The sequence below is a fragment of the Paraburkholderia sp. J7 genome (genome assembly GCF_905220155.1).
GTDB lineage: Bacteria > Pseudomonadota > Gammaproteobacteria > Burkholderiales > Burkholderiaceae > Paraburkholderia.
Genome location: NZ_CAJMYZ010000031.1, coordinates 1 through 24064 on the forward strand (window position 1 = coordinate 1; position 24064 = coordinate 24064).

A 24064-nucleotide genomic window follows, 5' to 3' on the forward strand; every position below is an offset into this window, starting at 1 on the left:
ACGCAGGCGCGCCGAGAGGTTCGGGGCGCGCTCGAGTTCGGTCTCGCGGGCGGCGTCGTACACACGCGCCGTGAGAATCTTCCGGAGGTAGTCGTTTTCGTCCCGTCGGGACTCTGCGGAATCGGTGGCTTCAGCGACTTTGGTGGCGGGACGGCTTTGATACACCTGCATGACGGCTCCTGTACTCACTTTCGTTTTGGCCAGGAGGCGGAAACAAAAAACCCGCCTCTTGGGGCGGGTTGTTGTCACTACTGCCAGACGTACGCTAACCCACCATTCGTTGAATGGTGCGAATAATCAGCGCAATCGTGAAAAGGCGGCAGTTCATGTCTGTAAGAATGACCTGGGGGAAGGGTGTTGTCAATTCCTCACAATTGGATCTTTCGCAACGCACTACAAATTACGTTTCATTTGATACGTTTTTTGCCTGGAGTGAGTATCTTCACGGTTAGCTGCGTAAAAATCTCGTTCTAACCCCACTCCAGTTAGCATGCTTCGTGAAACATTCTAGAAAACATAATCTAACGCATTGATTATAAACGATTATGTTTGATCTTATATTTTTTCGCCTCTGTTTCACGGATTCGACCCCGCTCACGTGGCGGGCATCGATTGCACAACCGAACCAACGAAAAAGGGCGCCTGACGACGCCCTTCCCTGCCACCGTTAGCCAAATACTCGCGATGCTCAGGTCGCCTCAGATGCGTCCATTTCCGAGGCCCACTGCTCGATGACGACCTTCATGCGCTCGGCCAGACGCTGCTGATCGGCGGGCGCAATGCCCTTGAGGCTCAACTCCGCGCGCCCGTCGCCAAACAGCTTCAGTTCGCCCAACGCGACGCCATCCGGACGATTGAACTGGACGCGTGACTGGTAATGCGTACGACGCGGTCCCACGCTGCGCGCGCCCGCTTCCGCCGAGGCCGCCGCTTCGAGCTTGCGCACGCTTGCCTTCCCTTCGATCACCTGCGCAAGCCAATGCTCGGCGACCGTCGCGCCCGCCCGGTCGGAGATCAGCTTGATGTTGTACGCGTGCCCGAGTCCGACATCCTTGCGATGCTGCGCCATCCGTTGCAGCAGATAGGGCGGCAGCGACGTGAGCGCAATCACCTTGCTGATGTGCTTCGGGTCTTCGCCAACGGCCACGCCCAACTCGACCTGGTCGACGTAGACACGATCGTCGAGCAGTTTCTTCCACGCGAGCGCATCGTCGAATACCGTCTGCTCCTCGCGCTCCTTGTTGGCGTGATAAGCGCGCAGGTACAAGTTCTGGTTGTCGAGACCCTCGCGGACATCGGCATCGATGAACTTGTCGCCGCGCGAGCGCGCAGCGCGAATACGGCGCTCGCCGTCGACGATCACATATTGGCCGGGAAACGCCGCGAGTTTCGTGACCAGGATAGGCGTGATCTGTCCTTGTGTCGCGAAGCTCTCAGCCAGTTCGTCGATCGTCTCGGCGCTGTAGAACGCGCGCGGGTTGTACGGATTGGAAACGACATCTTCGACCGGAATTCTCCGAACCGCATGCAGCGAAAGCGGCGCCTCGGCGATTTCAGCAGACTGCGCGGCCGGCGTTTCGACGGTATCAAGTGCGGCGTTCGGCGCGCCGGCATCGCGTTGCGCGATATTGACAACGTCGGCTTCGGCGAGACGTTCGCCAGCCGAAACACGCTCGGCAGCCATGCCCGCGCGAACCTTGCTGGTGAAATTCAGCTTAGCGGCCATTGACGACCTCCTCTTCTTCTTCCTGAACCAGCGAAATGATCTCGTTGTAGACGGCGCTGATCTCGTCCTTCGCGACTTTCGCCCCGCGCACGCCGCGCACATCGAAGACGGTGCGGCCAAGCGCTGCCGCCTGGCGATAGAGTTCTCGCTGCTTGATGGTTGCCGAGAACACACGGACATTGCTTTCCGCGAGAATCGCGCTCATCTGCGTGTGTAGCAACGTTTTCGAATTAGATTTATTCAGCAAAATTGCGAATTTTCCAGCCGGATTGGCGACGCGCGTGCGCTCTACCAACTCCATCATCCCTTCGCTACTCCAGATATCGATCGGCGATGCGTCCGTCGGAATGACGGTAGCGTCCGCTACGGCCAGAACGCGCGCAGTCGTCAGATCGTTGATATTGGGCGGGCAGTCGACGATGACGACGTCGTAGTCGTTCGCTAGCGCAGCGATTTCCGGCCCGATCATCTTTTCCAGCTTATGAATGCTGCCGACGCGGAACGGCAGAGGCGTTTCGGGACCTGCCGCGGCACACCAACTCATGCAAGATTGCTGACCATCGGCATCGGCTACATAGACCTTATAGCCTTCCGCCTGAAATGCTCCAGCCAGATTCATGCTGGTGGTGGTTTTTCCAACTCCACCTTTTTGGTTCGCTACGGCTATCACGAGACCCATTCGTTTCTCCATCCAATTTGTTCAACGGCGGACAAGCCTCCCAGGCACACTCTCCACGTGGAGACTCCGGCAAGTCATTCGAGAGAGTCTAACGGCAACTTAAAGTAAATTCTAGGATTTCCGTCTCAGACGTTGCCAGTTCACAACCAGTTGGCCGAGCGGATAAGGAATGGACACAATGTGATGCATTGCCGGTTGGTCAGATTGGGGGCTGGTGATGTGTTAGCAACGGCAGCGATCAATCTCCACGTGGAGATCGGAGATCGACGAAGCGCAGCGTCTTCGCATAATCGTGTAATGAACGAGTGCCAATGGATCGAAGACTGAAGTTGCGCAAGAGTACGGGAGAAATCTCCGGTCAAGTGAATCGAGGACCGGCGCTCAGCTCTCCACGTGGAGATTCATCATCAGTGTGACCTGCGACTAGGCCAGTCAGTGCTGTGAGCGTGAACCGTGCAACCGGACAACAATTCGGCCGCCACATGAAATCATAGAATCTCCACGTGGAGATTCTCCAATGGGCATTCCGGGCAAAGTACTTGTGCGTGGACAGGCGACACCCCGCGCAGATTGCGTCAGCAAACGGGTATGCCCATTCCACACATGTAGCTCGACCTGCAGGTTCTTGTTCGTTCGAAACAGCAACTCTCCACGTGGAGATCAACGCGAACAGCACGGCCTCATCGTGCGGTACCAGTCATCACAGGCGACGCACGACGAAGTACGAACATCATTCGGAGGCACGCTTGCAGCCGATATCTAGGGCACCACGAATAGGACGAGAGTTTGTCTAATACAGAGATGATTTGAAATAGATATTTGACTACGATTTCTAGATCGTTATATTTAGCCAAATTAATTTATGTACGACCTACATCGGCTTGCCGTGGGTCGGTGCAAAAAAACGGCGGCCGAAGCCGCCGCCTGTTTCGATCATTACCTTCACTCGTCCCGTACTTTCAACGCAAGATCGATTTCCGCGGCCTGCTGGCCTTCGCCCGCCGCGGGCGCCTGTTGTCCGCTCAACAGGAATTCGAGCAGGTCGGCAGCAGTCGGTTGCCCCCAGGTGTCCAGCACCACCCAACGGAAGAAGTTCGTCGACGCCATCTTGCTTGGCACCTTGGCCGTCGACACCTTGAGCTTGTCCATGCCGACCGTCTCGTTATAGCGCTTGATCAGCGCAGTCTGGTCGTCGTACTCAAGCTCATTGAAGTAGGCGCGCGCCTCATTGATCTTCGCCGCGATATAGCGGTCCTTCACCTGATCCTGGCTTTCGCGTGCGCGGCTCGCGTCGGAGGCGGGCGCAGCGGCGTTCGCACCTGGCAACTCGTAACCTTCCGTCAGCGCCTTGCGGAAATACGCCGCGACATTCGCGAGCGGCGCCGCGTTTTTCTGCGCGACGCGCGCCGCGGTATACGCCACTGCCGTGCGAATCTTCGCTTCGCCGTACTGCTTGAGCAGGCGCCGAGCCTCGGAAACCGGAATACTGAACTTCGACATCTCGCCAATCAGCAGCGTCTCGTTTGCTCGCAGCTCCTGGGACGGATCGGTCTCCGGCTTGCGGGTCACACGGAACTGCAGGGCGACAACCGAGCGTCCCACCTTGTGCTCGATGAGCTCGAACATGTGATCCGAAATCTCGTTCACTTCCTTGATACACGGCACCAGCACGCGGCTCTTGAATTGCTTGTAGAGCTTGTACGATTGTGCCGACGTATCTTGCCCAAGGATCAGATCGCGCAGCGTCGCGAGCGGGAAGCGCGCGGTCACACCCACGGCCTCGTACCGCACGACGTTCTCCCAAAGCGCAAGCGAATGCGCCTTCCTGAACTGACGCGTGATGCGCATATCGATCATCGCGTAGATCTCGGGATTGAGCAGTTCGCCGCGAATCTGCTCGGAGAAGGTGTAACGCAATACCGATCGCTCGAGCTCAGCGCCAGCAAGCAAACCGGACGCCTTCCAGATACTGCGCTTGTCCTGCGTAAGGTAGTCCCAGTTGACGACCGTGCTGATCAGCGAGTTGATCGTCTCCTTGACGTACTCGGTGTTGTTGCTGTTCAGATCGACGTCCTGGGAGAGGGCGGAGATCGTAATCTCGAACGACGAGCGGCCGCGGTCGAGGGAATCCTGGCGAATGGCGTTCTTGATCAGCGAACTGAACATCTTGCGCTGTTGCAGGCTGATCGACCCGGACTTGGGGGCGATATGAATCGCCGGGACGGCCTTGCGGAACAGATCAGGCGGCTGGCCTTGCTGGAATACGAGTGCACCTTGTTTGTCGGCGTCGCCGGCTTCGGCCTTTTTTCTTGCCATATGACCCACGTTGAAAGGGAACCTGGTCGGTTGGTAACTGTATACCAACCGACCAGGTGACTCAAGGCCGCAAGCGCAATCGTGACGCGGTACGACACCCAAGGGCGTAGAGCATTGACAGCTGCAGATTTCCCGTCTCGAAGGCCACCTGGAATCTCTCCGAAGCGCTCGGCCCCGCTCCCTCGCACGCCCCCCCATAGCCGGTGACCTTTGCATCGCCGAGTCCTGGAAACTATCCCATATCCAGTGACCTTTAGGCAGGATGTGAGTACTCACTCTGCTAATTTGGTCTCCACAGGTACCCATCCATGGGATTTTTCGCGTTGCTATCGGCGTGGTTCCCTGGAACGCATCGGCCAAGTATCGGCAGGTTCACGGCGCCCATAAATGGTGACCTGACGCCGCTCCCACAAATGGCTACCCATGCGAACGAAAAATACGCCCTTGGAGGTTCACAAATCCCCGCGTCCTCCCATAACAGGTAACCATTAGCAGGTCCCATAGCCTGTTACCTTGCTCCAACCAGCTTCTTTGCGTGCGAGGATTCGCGCGGGGGGCGCAAATTTGGACCCAAGGACGTCGTTACTCCTCTCCCGAAAAGCCACCATAACAGGTTACCCAAGCAGCTTCCCAAAGCCGGTTACCTGTATTCAGGTGCGGGGCCCTGTAAAACGTCCTTACGCAACGCACGGCGTCCCATAGTCGGATACCTTCCCTGACTCCCATAAACAGTGACCTGAAGGGAAAACCGCTTCTTTTCCCATAGCGGGCAACCTTCCCCCCATATCCACAACCCGCAAACCCCATCCCCGGCTACCGAAGTCCCATATCCACAACCCGAAACTCCCATACCCGGGACCTCAAATCCCATAACGTGCCACCAAATCGGCCGCAAAGCCTTGCCTGGTAAGGGTTTGCGGCGCCTAAAGGTTTACTAAAGTTGTTAAAGCGTGATAGGTAAACACTGAAACACGCGTTCGATGAGAAAGACGTCTCCCAAAACCGGGGACCTTAATGCATGTGAGTGGTCACCAACCTCCGTGGCCCCATTCCTGGTTACCTAGCCTGCAGATCAACGCTTTGCAGGCACCATAGCGCATTACCTAAGCCCCCTATTCTTCAGATCTAACTTTCAGATTCCGACTTAGGTCACTGATTTATTGGCAAAAATGCGCGTTTGGTCTCCGGTTATGGTGGGCTTCCTTGTTCAAGGTAACAGCCTATGGGACCGACTGAATGACTACGAAACCCAGCGGAGCGCGCGCGAAGCGCCCCACCGGTCCTCGACTTGCCCTCAACCCAGGTCGCCGGAGCGAGCAACCTGGAAAACGCATTCGTGTACCAATGGCTGATCCCATTTCCGGTTACCCGTTTCAGGTCACCAGATATGGGAGCATCCGAAGGTCCACATGGGCCGGCGCCCAACGAGCACCTCACGCTCGAAAAGATCCGGCTCAGGTGCACTGCACAAACCGTATCGGTGACCTACGGCTCGCCGGGCGACCCGATATCAGTCGGAATTCGCGGGAAAGGTCACCACGGCGGCTGTGTGCTGCGGCCGGCAATCGCTGCGATACACATCCGCGAGACGTTGCTCGGCAGCTTCGATATCGGCCGGATAGTTGTCGTCTTCGGCGTGCGGTTGGTAACCCACCGCCTCGAGTTCTCTCAGTTCCCGCATCAGGTCCGCATGCGTGACCTCGTGGGCCGGTTTGACGAACGGGTAGCCGTGGCATTCCCGCTGCGTCAGATGCGGCGCGGCGAGCGCGCTTGCGCTCACCGCTCCCACAAATGGCACCCATACGAACTTCAGCCATGACTTCATGATGAATCCTCCTTTTGATGAACCCGCAACGAAATGAAAAGGCGCGAACGCGCGAAGAAGCGGATTCGAGGATAAGGAGGCGCTTGTGCTGTATCGGGCTCAACCGAATGACAGAAAGTTCATCTGCGCTACGCGTGAGTCACACGGGACCCCGCGTACGCACGAATTGACAAAATGACAGGTACCCGTCACGCAGCAGTAAGAAGATGACGCGCTCTTCATTGCCGTGATGCCGTTGCGTCGAGGGCGCGCCACTATGATGGCCGGGCACGAGCGTATCCGTGTTCGTCGGTTCGTCAGTCAGCCATCGGGGGGTGCCATGTCACTTAGCGAGAAAGCAGCGCCCGCACGGCGCGCGGGCGCAAGCATGCCGGCCTTGCACGGTTTGCCAGCGCTTACGCGAGGCGCACGATGAACCTGCCTGACTGGGTTGCTCTCGGGCGTGGTCTGTTCGTTCCGGCGTCGTCGCGCGCAACGCCGCACGTGCGGGACATGGGCCGCGACCACTGGCAAACGACCACGTTCCGCTGGTTCACCGCGTACGCCGCGATCTTCTCGCTCGCGTTCATGGCACTGCTTGGCGTCATCGAGTACTCCGTGACGCACGCGATGATGCGGGAGACCGACAGCGGCCTGCGCTGGCAATTGCGGTACTTCGATTCGCGCAGCGACGCGAGTCTCGCCAGCGCGATCGACGCGCGCCTCACGCGTGCGGACCGGCGCGACAACTTCTACGGCTTGTTCGCACCGGACGGTCGCTGGCTCGCCGGCGATATCCGCGTTATGCCAACGGGTCTTGCGTTGGGACACTATGGCCAAACTCACCAGCACACTCGCGGCCAGACGCTCGCGCTCGAGCCTGGCTCCGTGCGATCGTCCCTGCGCGCCATGGGCGAGATTCGGCCCGACGGCGCGCGCCTCGTTGTCGCGCGCACGCTCTCCGACGTGCGCCACGTTCATGACGAGCTGCTGAAGGCGTTGTTCGGTGGCGGCCTCTTGTGCCTCACCGGCAGCCTGTGTGCCGGACTCGTGCTCAGCATGCGGCAGATCCGGCGCGTCGCGCAGATCAAGCGCGCCACGCGCGGAATCGCGGACGGCGACCTCGCGATGCGGCTGCCGGTAGCCGGCCGCGACGAACTCGACATGCTCGCGCATCTCGTGAACCGCATGCTCGATGAAGTCGAGCGCCTGATGGGCGAGGTGAAAAGCGCATGCGACGGTATCGCCCACGATCTGCGCACACCGCTCACGCGATTGCGCCTGCGCCTCTCGCACGCTGCCGAGGCCATGGAGCAGCGCGGCGAGGCGGTTCTCGCCGGCGTGCTCGTTGGCGCGCGAGGGGAGGCCGATGCCGTGCTCAACCGTTTCTCTGCGCTCCTGCGTATTTCGGAAATTGGCGCGATGGATCGCCGCCGCGGCTTCTCGAGCGTCGCCCTGCTGGATCTCGTGCACGAGCTAGGCGAACTCTATGCGCCGCTTGCCGAGGAAAAAGCCATTGACATGCACGTCTCTCTGGCGCCGGTCGAACCCATTTCCGCCGACCGTGCACTGCTCTTCGAAGCGTTGAGCAACCTGCTCGACAACGCTATCAAATTCACGCCGCGCGGTGGCGCGGTCAAGGTCGAGTTGCGCGCCGGTTCGTGCGGACCGCAACTCGTCATCGCCGACAACGGGCCCGGCATCGCGCCCGGCGAACGCGCCGCGGTGTCAGGGCGCTTCTATCGCAGCGAGCGGACGCGTCACCTCCCGGGCACCGGCCTCGGACTCGGCATCGTCTCGGCGATCGTGCGGCTGCACGACTTTCGCCTTGCGATTGGCGAGGCCAATCCCGGCGCGATCGTCACGATCGACTGCTGGACGCATCGAGCGCGGCACGGCCAAGCGGGCTCTTGATCGATGAGGCTCCTGCTGTGCTCGTCCTCGGCGACCGAGCGAAGTTACCTGTACAAGGCGCTGAGCGAGAGCTTGAACAGCGTCGAGATTGCGGACAACGTCGAGTACGCCGTTTATCTCGCGTCGCAGGAACCGTTCGATACGGTGTTCCTTTGTGCTGCCGGGCCAGAGGCGCACGACGGCATCGCCTCCGCGCTTGCGGCCCTCACGCACATGCGCGACGCGCCGACGATCGTCGTTGCGCTCGCGCGCGCGACACCCGCGGACTGCGCGCGCCTTCTGCGCGCCGGCGCCGATGCGTGCTTCGTGCAACCCTGGTCCATTCTCGAGATCCAGGAGCGCATGCTCGCGTTGCGTCGCGGCGCGCTCGTTCACGCGAGCGCGCCGCTCGTGCGCCTCGACCCGTCCACACGCGACCTCGTGGAAGGCGCTCGGCGCGTGCCCCTTACCACGCGCGAGTATCTGCTCGTCGAATGCCTGCTGCGCCATGCGGGCGCGCCCGTCGCGCGCGAGCATCTGATTCGCTATGCGTGGCCCGACAAGGCCGACGTCGAGCCCTCGAGCGTGAACCTCGTCGTGTCGCGCCTGCGGCGCAAACTCGCGTCGCACGGCGCGCATGCGAGCGTCGAGACTGTGAACCGTTATGGCTATCAACTCGACTTGCGCGCGCGCCAGCCTATCGTCGGTGTAATCGATATGTAAGTGCAGAAGGGCGCGCGAGACCGTATTGCGTTTGCAAACTTAAATTTAATTTCATGAAAGGAATCGCGGCGCGGCGCGGGCGCAACGGTAAACTCGAGGCTCTTGAATAGTCGTGCGGCCGGCACGACGGAGTGCGAGAAAGATGAGTCAGGTGCGCGTTTTGACGGTGGAGGACGATGCCGTCACAGCCAACGAGATCGTCAGCGAGCTGACGCAGCGCGGCTTTGCCGTCGAATGGGTCGACAACGGCCGCGACGGTATGGCGCGCGCAATGAGCGACGAATACGACGCCGTTACGCTCGACCGCATGCTGCCGGGCGTGGACGGTCTGTCGATCCTCACGGCCATGCGCACGGTCGGCATTCAGACGCCGGTGCTGATGCTGAGCGCGCTCGGCGACGTGGATGAACGCGTACGCGGCCTGCGCGCGGGCGGCGACGACTACCTCACCAAACCCTTCGACCCCGAAGAACTCACCGCGCGCCTCGAAGTGCTGCTGCGCCGCCGCCAGGCCGCGAGCGTCGCGCGCGAGACCGCGCTGCGCGTGGGGCCGCTCGAACTCGACCTCATTTCGCGCAAGGTGCGCCGCGACGGCGAAGAAGTCGTGCTGCTGCCCACCGAGTATCGCGTGCTCGAATTCATGATGCGCCACGCAGGCAAGACCATCACACGCACCATGCTGTTCGAAGCCGTGTGGGGCTACCACTTCGATCCGGGCACCAACCTGATCGACGTGCACATGGGCCGCCTGCGCAAGAAAATCGATCCGCCGGGCGTGCCGCCGCTCATCCAGACCGTGCGCGGCTCCGGCTACATTCTCGGATAACCCGCTTTGTCGAGCCGTACTTCTTCCGCCGCTTCCGCGCAATTGCGCAGGCGCTGGCATACCACGACGTTTCGCTGGCTGTGCGCCTACACGGCGCTGTTCGGCGTTTTTCTCACGCTGCTCGTCGGCTTCATTGCGTGGACGGCTACCACCACCATCGAGCGCGACGCCGACACGATCATGGGCTGGCAGCTCATCTATTTCGACTCGATTCCCGATGCGCAGCTACCCGACGCGATCTATCAGCGGCTCGAACACGAGCACATGCATGTGAATTACTACGGACTCTTTACGAGTGACGGCCGCTACGTCGCGGGCGATCTGCTTGCGCCGCCGCCGCACCTTACCTACACGCGCGAAGGCAGCACGCATGCCCATACACTGAAGCTGCTCAACCGCGACGTATCGCCCGTGGTCCGCGCGATGGGTGAGGTGCGCCCGAGCGGCATGCACCTTGTTGTCGCGCGTGACATGACCAGCGTGCTGCGCATTCGCAAGATCATGGTGCGTTCGCTCGCGGCAGGCGCCGTGCTCGCGTTGCTCGGCGCCGCGGCGGGCGGTCTCGTGTTCGGCATGCGCCAGATCCGGCGCGTGCGCGAAATTCGCCGCGTGACCGAATGCATCGCGCGCGGCGACCTCGACCGTCGCCTGCCGGTGGGCGGCGACGACGAGCTCGATATGCTCGCCCATCTCGTGAATCACATGCTCGACGAAGTGGAGCGGCTGATGGGCGAAGTGAAGGGCGCTTGCGACGGCATCGCGCACGACCTGCGCACGCCGCTCGTGCATCTGCATACCCTGCTCGCGCGCGTGGCCGAGCGCGACAGCGTGCGCGGCGACGCCGCCGGTGCGGCGCTGCTCGATCAGGCGCGCACCGAAACCGGGCAACTGCTCGAACGCTTCCGGGCCATGCTGCGCATTTCCGAGATCGGCACGCTGCAAAGGCGCGGCGGCTTTGCGACTGTGGACCTGCACGAACTGGTGCAGGAACTCGCCGAACTCTACGAGCCGCTCGCCGAGAGCCGCGAACTCGAATGGCGCATCGCGGCTGAGCCCGTTGCCGAGATTCATGGCGACCGCGCGCTGCTCTTCGAGGCGTTCAACAATCTTATCGACAACGCCATCAAGTTCGCGCCGCAAGGCGGTGCGGTGAGCGTCACGTTGCGTTCCACGCCGCTCGGCCCCTTGCTCGAAGTGGCGGACAACGGCCCTGGCATTGCGCCTGGCGAGCGCGCGGCGGTCCTGCAACGCTTCTATCGCGGCGAGGCCGTGCGTCATGTCGCCGGTTCGGGTCTGGGGCTTTCTATCGTGGCGGCCGTGATGCGTGTTCACGACTTCACGCTACGTATCGACGATGCACAAGAGCTCGGGAAGCCGGGCGGCCCCGGCACGCGCATGAGCGTGGAATGCTGGCCGCGCTCGCTCGCCTGATACCTGCCGACCAGCCGCCAGGCACCCGCAGTCATGCGCATCCTCCTCATCTCCCCGATTCACGCCGAAGGCGCCTGGCTTCAGAAGGCCCTGCAGGAAAGCGCACATAGCCTGCAGCGCGCGGAAGACCTGCGCGACGGATGGTTCGTCGCTGGCGAAGAGCCCTTCGACGCGGTGATCGTCATGGCGCTCGACGGCGCGCTGCTGCCTGCGCTGCACGGCATCCTTCCTGGACTCTCGAAGGTCACTAGCGGAGCGACGATCATCGCCGTGCTCGGCATCGCAGCGAGCGCGAGCGAGCGCTCGAAGGTGCTGCGTGCGGGCGCCGACGCGTGCTTTCGTTACCCGTTCTCGTTCATCGAGATGCACGAGCGCATGCTCGCGCTATTGCGCACCACGGCGGTATGCGGCGGCGCGCAGGGTGGACAGCCCGCGCAGGCCGTGCAGACCGCAAGCGGCGCCCGGAGCGTCCAGAACGCGCCACAACTCGATGCGGGTACGCGCGAGATCGTGGAGGGCGCGCGCCGCGCGGACCTCACGCGCCGCGAGTACCTGCTCGTCGAATGCCTGCTGCGTCAGACGAATATGCCCGTGCCGCGTGACCACATGATCCGCTATGCGTGGCCCGAGAAGGACGACATTGATGCTTCGACTGTCAATCTCGTCGTGTCGCGGCTGCGGCGCAAGCTCGCGCGCCAGGGTATGGACGTGCGTATCGAAACCATCAGCCGCTACGGCTATCAACTGACGTCGCCCTCGTTCGATCGAGACGCGCGCTGAGGTAACCGTTTGTGGGAACCGGTTACCTATCCGCGTCCACGCGCGTGCGTTTGTTAACATCAAAAAGCGAGCGGCACGCTGAATGCGTGCCGCTCGCTCGTGCTCGAAAAGCCCCGCCAGTCGTGCTCAGTGCGCGTAAAGCGTGGAGTTCAGGTATGCAAGCTGACCGTCCTGTTCGGCCTGAACGAGCTCGTGGTAGACCTCCGCACGCGTCTTTTCGTGCACCGCTTGCCCATAAGGCGGTACCCATCCGCCAGGCGCAACCGTGGGGGCCGTGTCGTTCGATGCGACCTGGGTGATGGCGGCGGGCTGGCTGGCCTGCGTGCCGGCCGTCGGTGCCGGGGTTTGCGCAAAGGCGGACGTGGTGGCAACGACGCCGGTGAGCGCAGCGATGATCATGAGAGCCTTCATGTGACTATTCCTCCAGGAGTGAGATCGGTTAGCCGGTTAGCGAATGCGATAAACCGCATCCCGGTATGAGTAGAATAGTTAGGTCACCCTATCGAACCCGATGCAGCACCATGAAGAAATGTTTATCAGCCTGAGAGGATTCGGTGAAAGGAAAAACCCCGCACGAGGGCGGGGTTCTAGTGGTGATAATCAAAGCGGCTAAGGCCGCTTCAGAGGCGCTCAGGAAGCCGCCTTGTCCTCATGCAGGTCCTGCAGCTCCAGCCGCCGCCTATCGCCTGTATGAGCCCCACGGTGGCATCGAGGCGCCGGGTGTCCAGTTCCAGCGAGGCAATCTGCGTGGAGAGTTCGGTCGTTTGCGCCGTCACGACATCGAGGTAGCTGACCACGCCGTCGCGGTAGCGCGACATCGAAAGCGTAAGCGTGCGCTGCGCCGCCGTGAGCGCCTCGTCCTCGCGCTGCGCTTCGTCGCCGAGATGGTGCAGCAGCGCAAGGTTGTCCTCGACTTGCTGGAACGCACCCAGTACCGTGGCCTTGTACTGCGCGCCGTTTTCGGCAAGCTTCGCCTGCGCGCCGCGCACGACCGCCGCGCGGCGGCCGCCGTCGAAAATCGTCATCATGAGCGTGGGACCGATGGACCACATTTCGTTGGGCGCGACGATCCACGGCGAGAATGTGTCGCTCTGGAAGCCGCCGTCCAGCCCGAGCGAAAGATCGGGGAAGAACGCGGCCTTCGCCACGCCGATCTGTGCGTTGGCGGCGGCGACGCGCCGCTCCGCAGCGGCGATGTCGGGCCGCCGCTGCAGAAGCGACGATGGCAATCCCGCGGGCAGATTCGGCATATGCGGGCGGATCGTGTCCGGCGCGACGTTGAACTGCGAAGCCGGTACGCCGATGAGCGTGGCGATGGCGTGCTCGTAGAGTGCGCGGCGCGCGCTTACGTCGTCCGCTGCGGCCTGCGCGGAGGCGAGCTGCGTTTGCGCGCGCGAAACGTCGAGCGAAGAAGCGATGCCGCCGCGGTGGCGGCTCTCGGTCAGCTCCAGCGCATGACGATAGGCGGCAATGGTGTCGTCGAGCAGCTTCGACTGCTGGTCGAGTCCGAGCAGGTCGAACCACGTGGTGGCGAGTTTCGCCTGCAGGCTCAATTGCAGCGAAGCGATGTCGGCCTCGCTGGCTACGCTCGACGCCTCGCCGGCCTTTACTTCGTTGCGCACCTTGCCCCATAGATCGAGGTCGTAGCCGATTCCCACGTCGAGCGTGTTCGAGTTGTACACGTTCGGCTGATCCGAGCCGCGCAGCGGACGCAGCGCCGACTGGCGCTCGCGCGACACGTTCGCTTGCGCACCGACAGTCGGCAGCAACGCGGAGCGCGCCTGCGCGACGAGCGCATCGGCTTCGTCGTGGCGCGCGAGCGCGGCGGCAACGTTCGGATTCGCCTTCGCAACCTGCGGCTCGAGCTGATTCAGCACGGGGTCGTCGAACGCGCGCCACCAGCCGTCACGCGGAAGCTGGTCGGCGGGGCGCGCCGTCTGCCAGTCGCCCGCTTCCTTGAAGTGCGTGGGAATGGCCGTGACGGGCGCGTGATACGTGGGCGCAAATGAGCAGGCCGAGAGCAACAGGGCCGCCGCGAGCGCAGCGACGCGCAACGGTTGCGCACGCACAGACGGCTTAACCATGCGCACGCTCCGCGTCGTGCACGGCTGCCGTCTGCGTCGTTTGCGCGCCTGCCGCGTTGGCGGATGCGAGGCGCACGCGGTCGCCGCTCGCGAGCGAATCCGGCGGATTGTCGATCACACGCTCGCCCGCATGCAGGCCGGCCGTGATCTCCACGCGCGTGCCGAGATCGGTGCCGATCGTCACGTCGCGCAACTGCACGTGCTGATGCGCGTCCACGACGGCGATCTGCAAGCCGTGCGCGCGAAAGATCAGCGCGCTCGCGGGCACAAAGAGCGCGTGCGAGTCGCCCGGCATCGCGAGATGGACTTCGGTGTACTCACCGGGGAAGAGCAGGCCCTGCTTGTTATCCACGGCGAGCTGCACGAGCATCGTGCCCGAAGCAGGCGAGATCGACTGGTCGGTGTCCACGAGCTTGGCGTCGAACTTTACGCCTGGGCGTTCGGGCACGGTGAGCGTGGCGTGCATGCCTGGCTTGATCGAGGCGGCGTCGCTTTGCGGCACGCTCACGTACACGCGCAACTGGCCCGCGTCCGAGACGGTGAAGAGATCGGGGCCGCTGCCGCTGCCCGCGTCGATCAGCGCGCCCACGTCGGTCTTGCGTGCGGTGACGATGCCATCGAACGGCGCCGTGATGCGCTTGAATGACTCGAGCGCCTCGAGCCGCCGCACGTTGGCCTCGTTGGCCTCCACGGTAGCCTGCTTCGCGATGAGGTCGGAGGTTTTCTCGTCGGCCTCCTGCTGCGAGACCGAGTCCTGCTTGAGCATCTCGGTCCAGCGCTTCGCAGTGGTGGCGGCGAGCTTTTCATTGGCGACGGAGTTTTGCAGATCGGCGCGCGCCTGCTGCAACTGCTGGTCGAGGTCGGGCGTGTCGATCAGGCCGAGCAACTGGCCCGCCTTCACGTGCGTGCCGATATCGGCGTACCACGCGTGCAGATAGCCAGACACGCGCGCATAGATGGGTGCGTTGATATAGGCGGCCAGACGCCCCGGCAGCACGAGCGGCTGCGACGCCGGGCTCGCTTGCGGCTGCACGGTGGCAACGGTGGGAATGGCCTGCGCGTCGGTCCACGTGGCGAGTTCCTGGTGCGCGTGCACACGGCTGAAGATGCCGCCGGACACGATGCCGGCCGCGACCATGAGCGCGATCGCCGCGGTGGACTTCAGGTGGCGCAGCGGCTGCGGCGAGGCGATGTCGATTTCAGTGGACATGGGCTTCTCCCGATTCGAGGGCAGGTTGATTCGTAGATGATTCGGTTTGCTGACTATCGTCTTGGTGGCCGCCTTTGCCGTTCGCGCGTTTGTGCACGAGGCTGAACACCACGGGCACGAATAGCAACGTTGCGCAGGTCGCGCAGAGCAGCCCGCCGATCACGGCGCGGCCGAGCGGCGCATTTTGCTCGCCACCGTCGCCCATGCCGAAGGCCATCGGCGCCATGCCGATAATCATTGCGAGCGCCGTCATGAGCACGGGGCGAAAGCGCGTGAAACCCGCTTCGAGCGCGGCACGCATGGCGTCGCCGGTGACGGCAAGACGCTCGCGTGCGAACGACACCACGAGAATGCTGTTCGCGGTCGCCACGCCCATGCAGAGAATCGCGCCGGTGAGCGCAGGTACGGAGAGCGGCGTGTGCGTGGTGAACAGCATCCACACGATGCCGGCAAGCGCGGCGGGCAAGGCGCTCACGATCACGAACGCATCGCTCCACGAGTGGAAGTTCACGACGATCAGCAGATAGATGAGCCCCACGGCGCCGGCGAGCCCGAGCAGAAGACCCGTGAACGCGCTGTTCATGGTCTGTACCTGGCCGCGCATGGTGACTGTCGAACCCTTCGGCAAGTCCTTGGCGCTCGCGTGAATCACGGTGTTGATCTGCGACGAGACGGCGCCGAGATCGAGACCCTGCGTGGTCGCGTAGATGTCGTAGAGCGGTTCGATGTTGTAGTGCGAGATGACGGCATCGCTCACGCCACGTGTAATCGTGGCGATGCCGCCAAGAATCTGAGAGCTGCCGCTCTTGCCCGTAACCGGCAGATTCTGCAGGTCGGAAAGTGTGGTCATGCGGTATTGCGGTGTTTGCGCGACGATGGGGTAGGACACGCCATTCTTGGGGTTGAGCCAGTAAGTGGGGGACACCTGGCTCGTGCCGGAAAGGCTCGCAACCACTGAGTTGGTCACGTCTTGCTCGGTAATGCCGAGCTCATCCGCACGCGAGCGGTCGACGGCCACCGTGAGCTGCGGATAAGTCGACGCCTGCTGGATGCGCGGGTCGGCGACGCCGGGAATCCTCGCGATCTCGTGCAGCAGTTCATTCGCATAGACCTTGTTCGCGGCCTGATTCGGTCCGCTCACCTGCACGTCGATCGGCGCGGGCGAACCGAAGTTGAGAATCTGGCTCACGATATCGGCAGGCAGGAACGAGAACGTCGTGCCCGGAAATCGGCGCGGCAGCTCCGTGCGCAACTCGCGCACATATTGCGCGGTGGGCGCGTGTGACTTTGCGAGCGAGATCAGGATGTCGCCATCCTGCGGCCCGATCGTGCCGCTGTTGTTGTAAGTCAGGTTGATACCGCTGTTTGGCAGTCCGATATTGTCGATCACGCTGGTGAGCTGATCGGGCGGAATGGCCTCGCGAACGGTGTCTTCGATATGGTCGAACAGATCGGCGGTTTCCTCCACGCGCGTGCCGATAGGCGCGCGCACGTGCAGGGCGATTTCACCGGAATCGATATCGGGGAAGAAGTTGCGGCCAAGGAACGGCGTGAGTGCGAACGAGAGCGCGACGGTTGTGAGAAAGCCCACGACAAAGCGCCGCCGGTTCGTGAGCGCAAGTCCGAGCACGACGCGGTAGCCCGCGCGCACGCGCTCGAAGCGTCGCTCGAAGCCGCGTTGAAACAGCACAAGCGGATTGCGTGTGGGTGGCATGTGGCCATGCGCGCCATGCGGCGCCATGACGGCGGCCAGCTCGCCCGAAGCATGACCTTGAGAAGCGTGCGGTTTTAGCAGGTACCGGGCCATCATCGGCACGAAGGTGCGCGAGAGCACGAACGAGGCGATCATCGCGAAGATCACGGCCTCGGCCATGGGCACGAAAAGGAAGCGCGCAATGCCGTCGAGCAGCAGCATCGGTACAAAGACGATGCAGATGCAAAGCAGCGAAACGAGCGCTGGCATGACGATTTGCGCGGCGCCATCGAGAATCGCGCTGCGAACGTCCTTGCCTTGCTCCAGGTGCCAGTTGATGTTCTCGATCGTGACCGTTGCATCGTCCACGAGAATGCCCACCGCGAGCGCGAGACCGCCCAGCGTCATCACGTTGAGCGTTTCGCCGCACGCGGCGAGCCCCGCAATCGCGGCGAGCACGGCGAGCGGGATCGAGGCAGCGATGATGAGCGTCGAGCGCCAGCTGCCGAGAAAGAGCAGGATCATCGCCGAGGTCAGCGCGGCCGCAATCAAGCCTTCGCGCGCGACACCGCTCACCGCGCCCTTCACGAACACCGACTGGTCCGAGAGCGCAACAAGCGTGAGTCCGGGCGGCAACGACTGCTCGATGAGCGGCAGTTTCGCTTTCACGCCGGCAATGATGTCGAGCGTCGAAGCCGAGCCGTTCTTCATGATGCTCATGAGCACGGCGCGGTGGCCGTCCACGCGCACGATATTCGATTGCGGCGGATAGCCGTCGCGAACGTGAGCCACGTCGCGCATATAGATCACCGCACTGCCCATGGTCTTGATGGGCAGCGCGTTGAGCTGGTCGATGGTAAGCGGGCTATTGTTCAGGCGGACGTTGTATTCGTAGCGGCCGATTTTCTGCGTGCCGGCGGGAATGATCTGGTTCTGCTGCGCGAGCGCGGTAGCCACGTCTTGTGCAGAAAGCTTCTTCGCCTGCAGCGCTTGCGGGTCGAGGTCGATCTGCACCTCGCGCACCTTGCCGCCATAGGGCGTGGGAATCGCGACGCCTGCCACGGAAAGCAGTTGCGGCCGGATGAAGTTGGTCGCGTAGTCGGCGAGCTTCTGCTCGTCGAGCGTGTTGCTCGTGAGCGCGAGTTGCAGCACCGGCACCGTGGACGCGTTGTAGTTGAGAATCTGCGGCGGCGTGGTGCCGGGCGGCATCTGCTTGAGCACTGTCTGCGAAACCGAAGTGACCTGCGCGGTGGCCGTGCGAATGTCGACGGTCGGCTGGAAGAAGATCTTCACCACGCCGTAGCCGCGAAACGACTGAGACTCGATATGCGCCACGTCGTTGACAGTGGTGCCGAGCGTGCGCTCGTAGTAGCTGACGATGCGGCCCGCCATGTCGTCGGGTTGCAGGCCCGCATAGTTCCACACGACACTGATGACGGGAATGCGAATGTCGGGAAAGATATCGGTAGGCGTGCGTAACGCTGCGAGCGGGCCCGCGATCAGGATCAGGAGAGCCAGCACGATGAACGTATAAGGACGGTTCAAGGCTAGCCGGACGATTTTCAGCATCAGATGGGGCTCCGTTCAGGCGTCAGGCTGCGCGCCACGCGTGGGGCAGCCGACGCCGGTATTGTGTCGGGCGCTTCCTAACACGCGGGAGCCAGGCAAATGAAAAAAGATTTAGCTGCGTGCCGGTCTCATGATGCGTCAAGGACTACGAAATGAGGCGAAGCTGAGAGAGCGGCAGCAATATTGGAGATTGCGTCAGCCGAGCAGATAACCCGAGCCGCGTATCGTGCGGATGAGCGAAGGTTGGCCGGGCGTGTCCACGCGATTGCGCAGGCGTCCCACGTGAACATCCACGAGGTTGGTGCCGGGGTCGAAGCGGCCGCCCCACACGCCTTCGAAGATCATCGTGCGTGTGAGTACCTGGCCCGCGTGGCGCATCATGAATTCGAGCACGCGCAACTCGGTGGGACGCAGGCGCAGCACCTTGTCGCGGCAACTGAGCCGCCGCTTGACGAGATCGAGTTCGAGCGGCCCCACGCGCAGCACGGTTTCCGTCGTGGCGGGGCGCGTGCGCCGACGCACGAGCGCTTCGACGCGCGCAGACATCTCGTCGATCGAAAACGGCCGTGTGAGGTAGTCGTCGCAGCCCGCCCGCAAGCCCTGGATGCGTTCCTCGACTCCCGTGGTTGAACTCATCACGATCACCGGTGTTTCGATACCCACACCGCGCATGGTGGTGACGATCGTGAGACCGTCGAGGTCGGGCAGGCGCCGTTCGAGCGCGACGACGTCATAGTCGCCCGCCATGACCATCGCAATGCCTTCGCGGCCCGAGCGGGCCACGTCCACGGTGAAGCCGGTGGAGGCGAGCGTGGGCACGACAGTACGCTCGGTAACGGCGTCGTCTTCAATGGTTAGTATTCTGGGCATGGCTTTCCACCCGTTGTGACGAAAAGAACTAAAAACATCGGGCAATATCAGGCAACTGCGCGCAGCGGCGTCGGCGCGGGCCGTGTCTGCGCGGCGTTCGTGCGGAACTGCTCGACCGCGAAGTCGATAAAGCTGCGGATCTTCATCGTGAGGTAGTTGCGGCCGGAATAGACGATCGAGATGTGCTGCACGCCGCCGTTCACGTCGAACGCGTTCAGCACGGGCAAGAGGGCGCCGCGGGCGAGGTCGTCGACCACGAGCGGGAGCGGCAGCAGTGCGATGCCCATGTCCGCGAGCACGGCGGCGCGCACGGTTGCGTAGCCGTTGGCCGTCATCGGGCCGGTCACGTTGATGCGCTGCACGCCCTCGGCGTTCGAGAACTCCCAGTGGCGCGGCGCATTGGAAATCGCAAGCAGGCCGTGTTCGGGGAGTTCGGCAGGATTGCGCGGCATGCCGTGGCGCGCGAGCCAGGCAGGCGTGGCCACGAGCATCTCCTTGATTGAGGTGAGCTTGCGGCTCACGAGCGAGGCATTGACGCTTTGGCGGTCGGTAGCGAAGCACACGTCGAAGCCGCCTTCGATCAAGTCGATGTGCGTGTCGTAGGCCGTCACGTCGAATTCCACGCGCGGATTGACTGCGCGATACGCGCCGAGCACGGCGGGGAGTCCGGAACTCGCGAACACGGCAGGCGCGGCGATGCGCAGCACGCCGCTCGGGTCGCGCGTGGCGCGCACGAGTTCCGACTCGACTTCATCGAGCTTTTCGATCACGGCGCGACAACCATCCAGATACAGACGTCCGGCTTCGGTTAGCGAAAGGCTGCGTGTCGAGCGGTTCAAGAGGCGCATGTTCAGATGCGCTTCGAGCATGCCGACGCTGCGCGTGACGGCCGCAGCCGACATGCCGAGCTGCTTGCCGGCAAGGTTGAAGCTGCTCAGATCGACAACGCGTGTAAATACACGCATGGCTTGGAGCTGGTTCATGGGCGATATTCCTGGGCAGACGCGCCGGCACGAGGCCGAGCGCGGGCATCGACGCCGCACACAGCGGCGACGTTTCGTACACGCTGCATGCGTGATCGGACGGGAAGAATGAAGCGGCGCGGAGCGCGCCTAATTAGGCAGTGCTTGCGCGAAGACCTGCGCGTCGCGCTGCGCGGCGGCTTCGTGCGCCGAGAGCGCGGCCTTGAGGCGATGCGCGCTTTCGGTGGGAATTGCGAAACCCGCCCAGCCGAGACCGGTATGGCGCAGAAACACGACGGTGCCGTCGAAAAGGGGATTGCGTTCCGTGTACCAGCACGGATCGATCTCGAGCACGTATTGATGCGAGCGCAATGGCTGCTCGGGTACCGCAGGCTGCATGTGCGCGCGCAGCTTGCTGAGTTCTTCGATCAGGCCATCGACATCGGGCGTGTCGAGCAGCGCAACCTGAGAGCCTATCTTCACACAAACCGCGTGCTGGCCGTATTCGTTGACGAGTTCGATCGACATCGGCTTTTGCATAATGCGTTCCTCGCAGTGCTGAAACTGGAAGGCATTATCGGTGCCCAATCGGAACGCATGATTTAAGTTGCGGCGCACTCCAGATGAAAACAAATTTAGAAAGCGACGATTCGCTTTCCTGTCATGGTGGCGTTGTGTGCAGTGCGCGTGTTAATCGTCCGGGCAGCCGGATGGCCATCCTGTCATGCCTCGCGATGCGTGCGTTCATTCTTATACGTGCTGTTTGCGCAATAGCGGCGCGTGATTATTGCGCCTGCCGATAAGAAACGCTGCAATGAAAAGCAGAATGCCAATCATCGCAACGGTCACCGGATGGTGAACAAGCATGGCAGTCCAAAGTAATTCACAGCCATCGATTGCCCTGTCCGAAAGGCTGGCACTCGGGGCGGCGGCACTGACTAGGCAGCCCGCAAGCCCTCCAAGGCCAGCGCACAGGCACACTGACTGACGTGGCGGCTCCAAACATGCATACAGAATGAATTATATATGCGCTCAGAAATATCAATTGTTGATATTCGGCGGGTGTCGGTATTCTGGCTGACATACCGACCAGCAAGCCCCGCTATGACCCGCGCCACGCTCATCGAATGGCTGACGAGTTTCGTGCCCAACCCGGCTGCGCCGCCATGGCGCGAACGCGGGCGGCGCTGCGGCGGGGCGTTGATCGGCATCGCGTTCGCTGGGCTCGCAACCCATTTGATATTCGGCGCGGCGGGCGATATTCCGTTGCTCGTGGCGCCCATGGGCGCCTCCGCGGTGCTGCTCTTCGGCGCGTCGGACAGCCCGCTGGCGCAGCCGTGGTCGATTCTTGGCGGCAACTTCGTCTCCGCGCTGGTGGGCGTGGCGTGCGCGCAATGGATCGCGTCGCCCGTCGCGGCGGCTTCCGTCGCCGTGGCGCTCGCGATCTGCGCGATGTTCCTGTGCCGCTGCGTACATCCGCCTTCAGGCGCGGTCGCGCTCACGGCCGTGCTCGGCGGTCCCGCTGTGCACGCACTCGGCTTTCACTTCGTGCTTGCGCCGATCGCGTTCCAGTCCTTCGCCTTGCTGAGCGCTGCGCTCGCCTTCCACGCGCTGACCGGACACCGCTATCCGCGCGCCGCGTTTCGTGCTCCGCAGCAAGCCGCTGCCATGCCGCTTGCTGCGCTCTCGCCACATCGACTGCAGCCGCTGAACGTTCCGCAAAAATCGTTCGAACAACTAACTTGTGAGGAAATCATGTCGATTGGCTGTCCCGCTGTGCCCGCAACAATGGGGGCGCGGGCGGCGCACGACATGTTCCGCCGCCACGGCGCTTCGACGCTGCCCGTGGTCGACGCCATGGACCGCGTGGTTGGCGTCGTCACGCATCACGCGCTCGGCGATCTCGTGCCGGCGGCCGGCTTTGAGCGATTCTGGAACACGCTGCGCCGCGCGGTGCTGCGCGAGTCGGCGCGCGTGGAGGAAACGGTCGAGGCGGTGATGGCGGCCGGCGTGCACGCGGTCCATCGGGCCACGCCGCTCGCGCATCTGGTGCCGATCTTCATCGAGCACGCCTATCACGACATTCCCGTCATGGACGACGCGAGGCGGCTCGTTGGCGTGGTCAGGCATTCGGACATGATCCGCTGGCTTCATCACCATGCGGGCGCCGCCCAGGCCGCCGCTGCGGCCTGAGGTAGCTCAGAACTGCGTCAAACCACGAACAGCAACGCCGCGAACACCACATAGAGCCAGCCGACATGCGTGAGCTGACGGCTGCGCACCTTCGGCGCACGAAACGCCCACTGCAGAAACAGAATGGCGACCATGGTCGTCACGGCCGCAAGAATCGAAGGCGTGCCGAGATGCCACGGCGTGAAGAAGAGGCCGAACGCCGTGGGAATCGTGGCCTGAATCATCATCGCGCCGCTGATGTTCGCAAGCGCGAGGCGCTCCTTGCCCTGACGCACCCAGATGATCGCGTTCATGATCTCGGGCAGTTCGGTTGCGATCGGGCTGAACAACACGGCGGTCAACTGCGGGCTCAGGCCGAGCCACGGCCCCACGGCGCTGATTTGCTGCACAAACAGATGCGAGGCCGCGAAGATCACCGCGAGCGCACCGAGCGTCTGCAGCAGAATCCACACCATGGCCGGATTCTCGTCGTGTGGGCGCAGCTTGAGCGGCTCGAGATCGCCTTCCACTTCGCCGCTGTCTTCGGCGGAAAGCTCCTTCCAGCAGTAGAAGGCGTAGGCCGCGAGAAACGCGATGCCCAGTAGCGGCTTGAAGCTGAACAGCACGAGCCCGAGCGCGATCTTCGCGACGAAGATCGCAAGGAACCAGAGCTGGTCGCGGCGCAGGCGGCGCGTATTCACATCGACTGTGGTAGCGCGCTCGCGGCCCACGCGCTTCGCGGTGGCGAGCAGCGCGACGCCCACTACGGCATAGGCGATCGTGCTGAGCGCGAGCGGCCCGCCAATCGCGGCGCCCACGCCAATTTCCTTGTGTGCAGGGTCCCCACCGAAAGCGACTGCAACGAGCGTGACCACGCTCTCGGGCAACGCCGTGCCGAACGCGGCGAGGATCGTGCCGGTGGCCGTCTGCGTGACCTTGAGCTTTTGACCGAGCCACTCGACGCTATTGACGAAGGTCTCGCAGGACAAATAGATAATGCCGGCCGAGGCAACGAGCAGGGCGAACGTCAAGATCATGACGAACGCTCCGTGGCGCAAATGAGAAGGTGATGCGGGGCGAGACGAGTCATTGTTTTGCCGTATTGTGCGAGCCGGGCACCGAAACCATGACGCTTCCCTTCGCCCGGCCCGGGTGAAAGGGAAAACGTCATAGGTCTCGTCAGGCCGCGCTTTGCAGCGATTCGCTGCAGCAACTTGCAATACGGCTGCCGACGCCATGGTGCAGGGGCACCAATTATGTTGACGGCGGCGCAACGCCGAGGATGGCGTTGCAGACTACTCCCCTAAGACAGGGGGCGATTATAGC

At 62.7% G+C, this 24064-nt stretch carries 18 protein-coding genes and 1 riboswitch; of the genes, 6 read left to right on the forward strand and 12 right to left on the reverse strand.

Going from position 1 to position 24064, the window contains the following annotated elements; all coding sequences use genetic code 11:
• Nucleotides 1–688 precede the first annotated feature (688 nt).
• The 4 genes from U5A58_RS35310 to U5A58_RS35325 form a co-directional block, all read right to left on the reverse strand.
• Complete coding sequence (locus U5A58_RS35310) at nucleotides 689–1726, reverse strand: ParB/RepB/Spo0J family partition protein (RefSeq protein ID WP_321964838.1); 1038 nt, start codon at nucleotides 1724–1726, stop codon at nucleotides 689–691.
• Nucleotides 1716–2405 (reverse strand): ParA family partition ATPase, encoded by a 690-nt coding sequence (gene parA / locus U5A58_RS35315; protein WP_321964839.1) that lies wholly within the window; start codon nucleotides 2403–2405, stop codon nucleotides 1716–1718. The genes U5A58_RS35310 and parA overlap by 11 nt, the downstream gene beginning before the upstream one ends.
• 942 nt (nucleotides 2406–3347) lie before the next feature.
• On the reverse strand, nucleotides 3348–4721 hold the full coding sequence (locus tag U5A58_RS35320) for a replication initiation protein (RefSeq protein ID WP_321949371.1): 1374 nt from the start codon (nucleotides 4719–4721) through the stop codon (nucleotides 3348–3350).
• A gap of 1510 nt (nucleotides 4722–6231) precedes the next feature.
• Nucleotides 6232–6546 carry a DUF4148 domain-containing protein gene (locus tag U5A58_RS35325; RefSeq protein ID WP_321964840.1) on the reverse strand — a complete coding sequence of 105 codons (315 nt, stop codon included), beginning with the start codon at nucleotides 6544–6546 and terminating at the stop codon, nucleotides 6232–6234.
• Between the two features lie 411 nt (nucleotides 6547–6957).
• On the opposite strand from U5A58_RS35325, the gene U5A58_RS35330 reads away from it, so the two are divergent.
• From U5A58_RS35330 to U5A58_RS35350, 5 genes are all read left to right on the forward strand, one after another.
• Nucleotides 6958–8439 (forward strand): HAMP domain-containing sensor histidine kinase, encoded by a 1482-nt coding sequence (locus U5A58_RS35330; RefSeq protein ID WP_321964841.1) that lies wholly within the window; start codon nucleotides 6958–6960, stop codon nucleotides 8437–8439.
• Between the two features lie 3 nt (nucleotides 8440–8442).
• Nucleotides 8443–9141 carry a response regulator transcription factor gene (locus U5A58_RS35335; RefSeq protein WP_321938976.1) on the forward strand — a complete coding sequence of 233 codons (699 nt, stop codon included), beginning with the start codon at nucleotides 8443–8445 and terminating at the stop codon, nucleotides 9139–9141.
• 151 nt (nucleotides 9142–9292) lie between these two features.
• Complete coding sequence (locus U5A58_RS35340) at nucleotides 9293–9967, forward strand: response regulator transcription factor (protein ID WP_321964886.1); 675 nt, start codon at nucleotides 9293–9295, stop codon at nucleotides 9965–9967.
• Between the two features lie 6 nt (nucleotides 9968–9973).
• On the forward strand, nucleotides 9974–11398 hold the full coding sequence (locus U5A58_RS35345; RefSeq protein WP_321964842.1) for a HAMP domain-containing sensor histidine kinase: 1425 nt from the start codon (nucleotides 9974–9976) through the stop codon (nucleotides 11396–11398).
• Nucleotides 11399–11431: 33 nt separating this feature from the next.
• Nucleotides 11432–12178 (forward strand): response regulator transcription factor, encoded by a 747-nt coding sequence (locus U5A58_RS35350; protein ID WP_321964843.1) that lies wholly within the window; start codon nucleotides 11432–11434, stop codon nucleotides 12176–12178.
• A 126-nt stretch (nucleotides 12179–12304) separates the two neighbouring features.
• On the opposite strand, the gene U5A58_RS35355 is transcribed toward U5A58_RS35350, so the two are convergent.
• The 7 genes from U5A58_RS35355 to U5A58_RS35385 form a co-directional block, all read right to left on the reverse strand.
• A complete protein-coding gene (locus U5A58_RS35355; RefSeq protein ID WP_321964844.1) occupies nucleotides 12305–12589 on the reverse strand; it encodes a DUF4148 domain-containing protein in 285 nt (94 codons plus the stop codon).
• Nucleotides 12590–12798: 209 nt separating this feature from the next.
• Entirely contained in the window at nucleotides 12799–14262 is a 1464-nt protein-coding gene (locus U5A58_RS35360) for an efflux transporter outer membrane subunit (protein ID WP_321964845.1), read from the reverse strand.
• Nucleotides 14255–15472, reverse strand: coding sequence for an efflux RND transporter periplasmic adaptor subunit (locus U5A58_RS35365; RefSeq protein WP_321964846.1), 1218 nt, complete (start codon nucleotides 15470–15472; stop codon nucleotides 14255–14257). Before U5A58_RS35365 ends, U5A58_RS35360 begins: the two co-directional genes overlap by 8 nt.
• Nucleotides 15462–18734 (reverse strand): efflux RND transporter permease subunit, encoded by a 3273-nt coding sequence (locus U5A58_RS35370; RefSeq protein ID WP_321964847.1) that lies wholly within the window; start codon nucleotides 18732–18734, stop codon nucleotides 15462–15464. Before U5A58_RS35370 ends, U5A58_RS35365 begins: the two co-directional genes overlap by 11 nt.
• Nucleotides 18735–18929: 195 nt before the next feature.
• Entirely contained in the window at nucleotides 18930–19604 is a 675-nt protein-coding gene (locus U5A58_RS35375) for a response regulator transcription factor (RefSeq protein ID WP_133189322.1), read from the reverse strand.
• Between the two features lie 47 nt (nucleotides 19605–19651).
• Nucleotides 19652–20587 (reverse strand): LysR family transcriptional regulator, encoded by a 936-nt coding sequence (locus tag U5A58_RS35380; protein WP_321964848.1) that lies wholly within the window; start codon nucleotides 20585–20587, stop codon nucleotides 19652–19654.
• A 129-nt stretch (nucleotides 20588–20716) separates the two neighbouring features.
• Nucleotides 20717–21106: a hypothetical protein gene (locus U5A58_RS35385; protein ID WP_321916547.1), complete on the reverse strand. Its 390-nt coding sequence runs from the start codon at nucleotides 21104–21106 to the stop codon at nucleotides 20717–20719.
• Nucleotides 21107–21670: 564 nt separating this feature from the next.
• Here U5A58_RS35385 and U5A58_RS35390 point away from each other — a divergent pair.
• Complete coding sequence (locus U5A58_RS35390) at nucleotides 21671–22759, forward strand: HPP family protein (protein WP_321964849.1); 1089 nt, start codon at nucleotides 21671–21673, stop codon at nucleotides 22757–22759.
• A gap of 17 nt (nucleotides 22760–22776) precedes the next feature.
• On the opposite strand, the gene U5A58_RS35395 is transcribed toward U5A58_RS35390, so the two are convergent.
• Nucleotides 22777–23775 carry a sodium:calcium antiporter gene (locus U5A58_RS35395; protein ID WP_321916543.1) on the reverse strand — a complete coding sequence of 333 codons (999 nt, stop codon included), beginning with the start codon at nucleotides 23773–23775 and terminating at the stop codon, nucleotides 22777–22779.
• Between the two features lie 72 nt (nucleotides 23776–23847).
• A riboswitch (yybP-ykoY riboswitch) is annotated at nucleotides 23848–24054 on the reverse strand.
• Nucleotides 24055–24064: the final 10 nt, after the last annotated feature.

Excerpts from the sequence above, each read along its gene's own strand:
- U5A58_RS35390 (WP_321964849.1), top strand. The coding sequence starts at position 21,671 with ATGACCCGCGCCACGCTCATCGAATGGCTGACGAGTTTCGTGCCCAAC.
- U5A58_RS35365 (WP_321964846.1), bottom strand. The coding sequence starts at position 15,472 with ATGTCCACTGAAATCGACATCGCCTCGCCGCAGCCGCTGCGCCACCTG.
- U5A58_RS35325 (WP_321964840.1), bottom strand. The coding sequence starts at position 6,546 with ATGAAGTCATGGCTGAAGTTCGTATGGGTGCCATTTGTGGGAGCGGTG.
- U5A58_RS35370 (WP_321964847.1), bottom strand. The coding sequence starts at position 18,734 with ATGCTGAAAATCGTCCGGCTAGCCTTGAACCGTCCTTATACGTTCATC.
- U5A58_RS35335 (WP_321938976.1), top strand. The coding sequence starts at position 8,443 with ATGAGGCTCCTGCTGTGCTCGTCCTCGGCGACCGAGCGAAGTTACCTG.
- U5A58_RS35360 (WP_321964845.1), bottom strand. The coding sequence starts at position 14,262 with ATGGTTAAGCCGTCTGTGCGTGCGCAACCGTTGCGCGTCGCTGCGCTC.
- U5A58_RS35330 (WP_321964841.1), top strand. The coding sequence starts at position 6,958 with ATGAACCTGCCTGACTGGGTTGCTCTCGGGCGTGGTCTGTTCGTTCCG.
- U5A58_RS35375 (WP_133189322.1), bottom strand. The coding sequence starts at position 19,604 with ATGCCCAGAATACTAACCATTGAAGACGACGCCGTTACCGAGCGTACT.
- U5A58_RS35310 (WP_321964838.1), bottom strand. The coding sequence starts at position 1,726 with ATGGCCGCTAAGCTGAATTTCACCAGCAAGGTTCGCGCGGGCATGGCT.
- U5A58_RS35350 (WP_321964843.1), top strand. The coding sequence starts at position 11,432 with ATGCGCATCCTCCTCATCTCCCCGATTCACGCCGAAGGCGCCTGGCTT.
- U5A58_RS35355 (WP_321964844.1), bottom strand. The coding sequence starts at position 12,589 with ATGAAGGCTCTCATGATCATCGCTGCGCTCACCGGCGTCGTTGCCACC.
- U5A58_RS35385 (WP_321916547.1), bottom strand. The coding sequence starts at position 21,106 with ATGCAAAAGCCGATGTCGATCGAACTCGTCAACGAATACGGCCAGCAC.
- U5A58_RS35380 (WP_321964848.1), bottom strand. The coding sequence starts at position 20,587 with ATGAACCAGCTCCAAGCCATGCGTGTATTTACACGCGTTGTCGATCTG.
- U5A58_RS35395 (WP_321916543.1), bottom strand. The coding sequence starts at position 23,775 with ATGATCTTGACGTTCGCCCTGCTCGTTGCCTCGGCCGGCATTATCTAT.
- U5A58_RS35320 (WP_321949371.1), bottom strand. The coding sequence starts at position 4,721 with ATGGCAAGAAAAAAGGCCGAAGCCGGCGACGCCGACAAACAAGGTGCA.
- parA (WP_321964839.1), bottom strand. The coding sequence starts at position 2,405 with ATGGGTCTCGTGATAGCCGTAGCGAACCAAAAAGGTGGAGTTGGAAAA.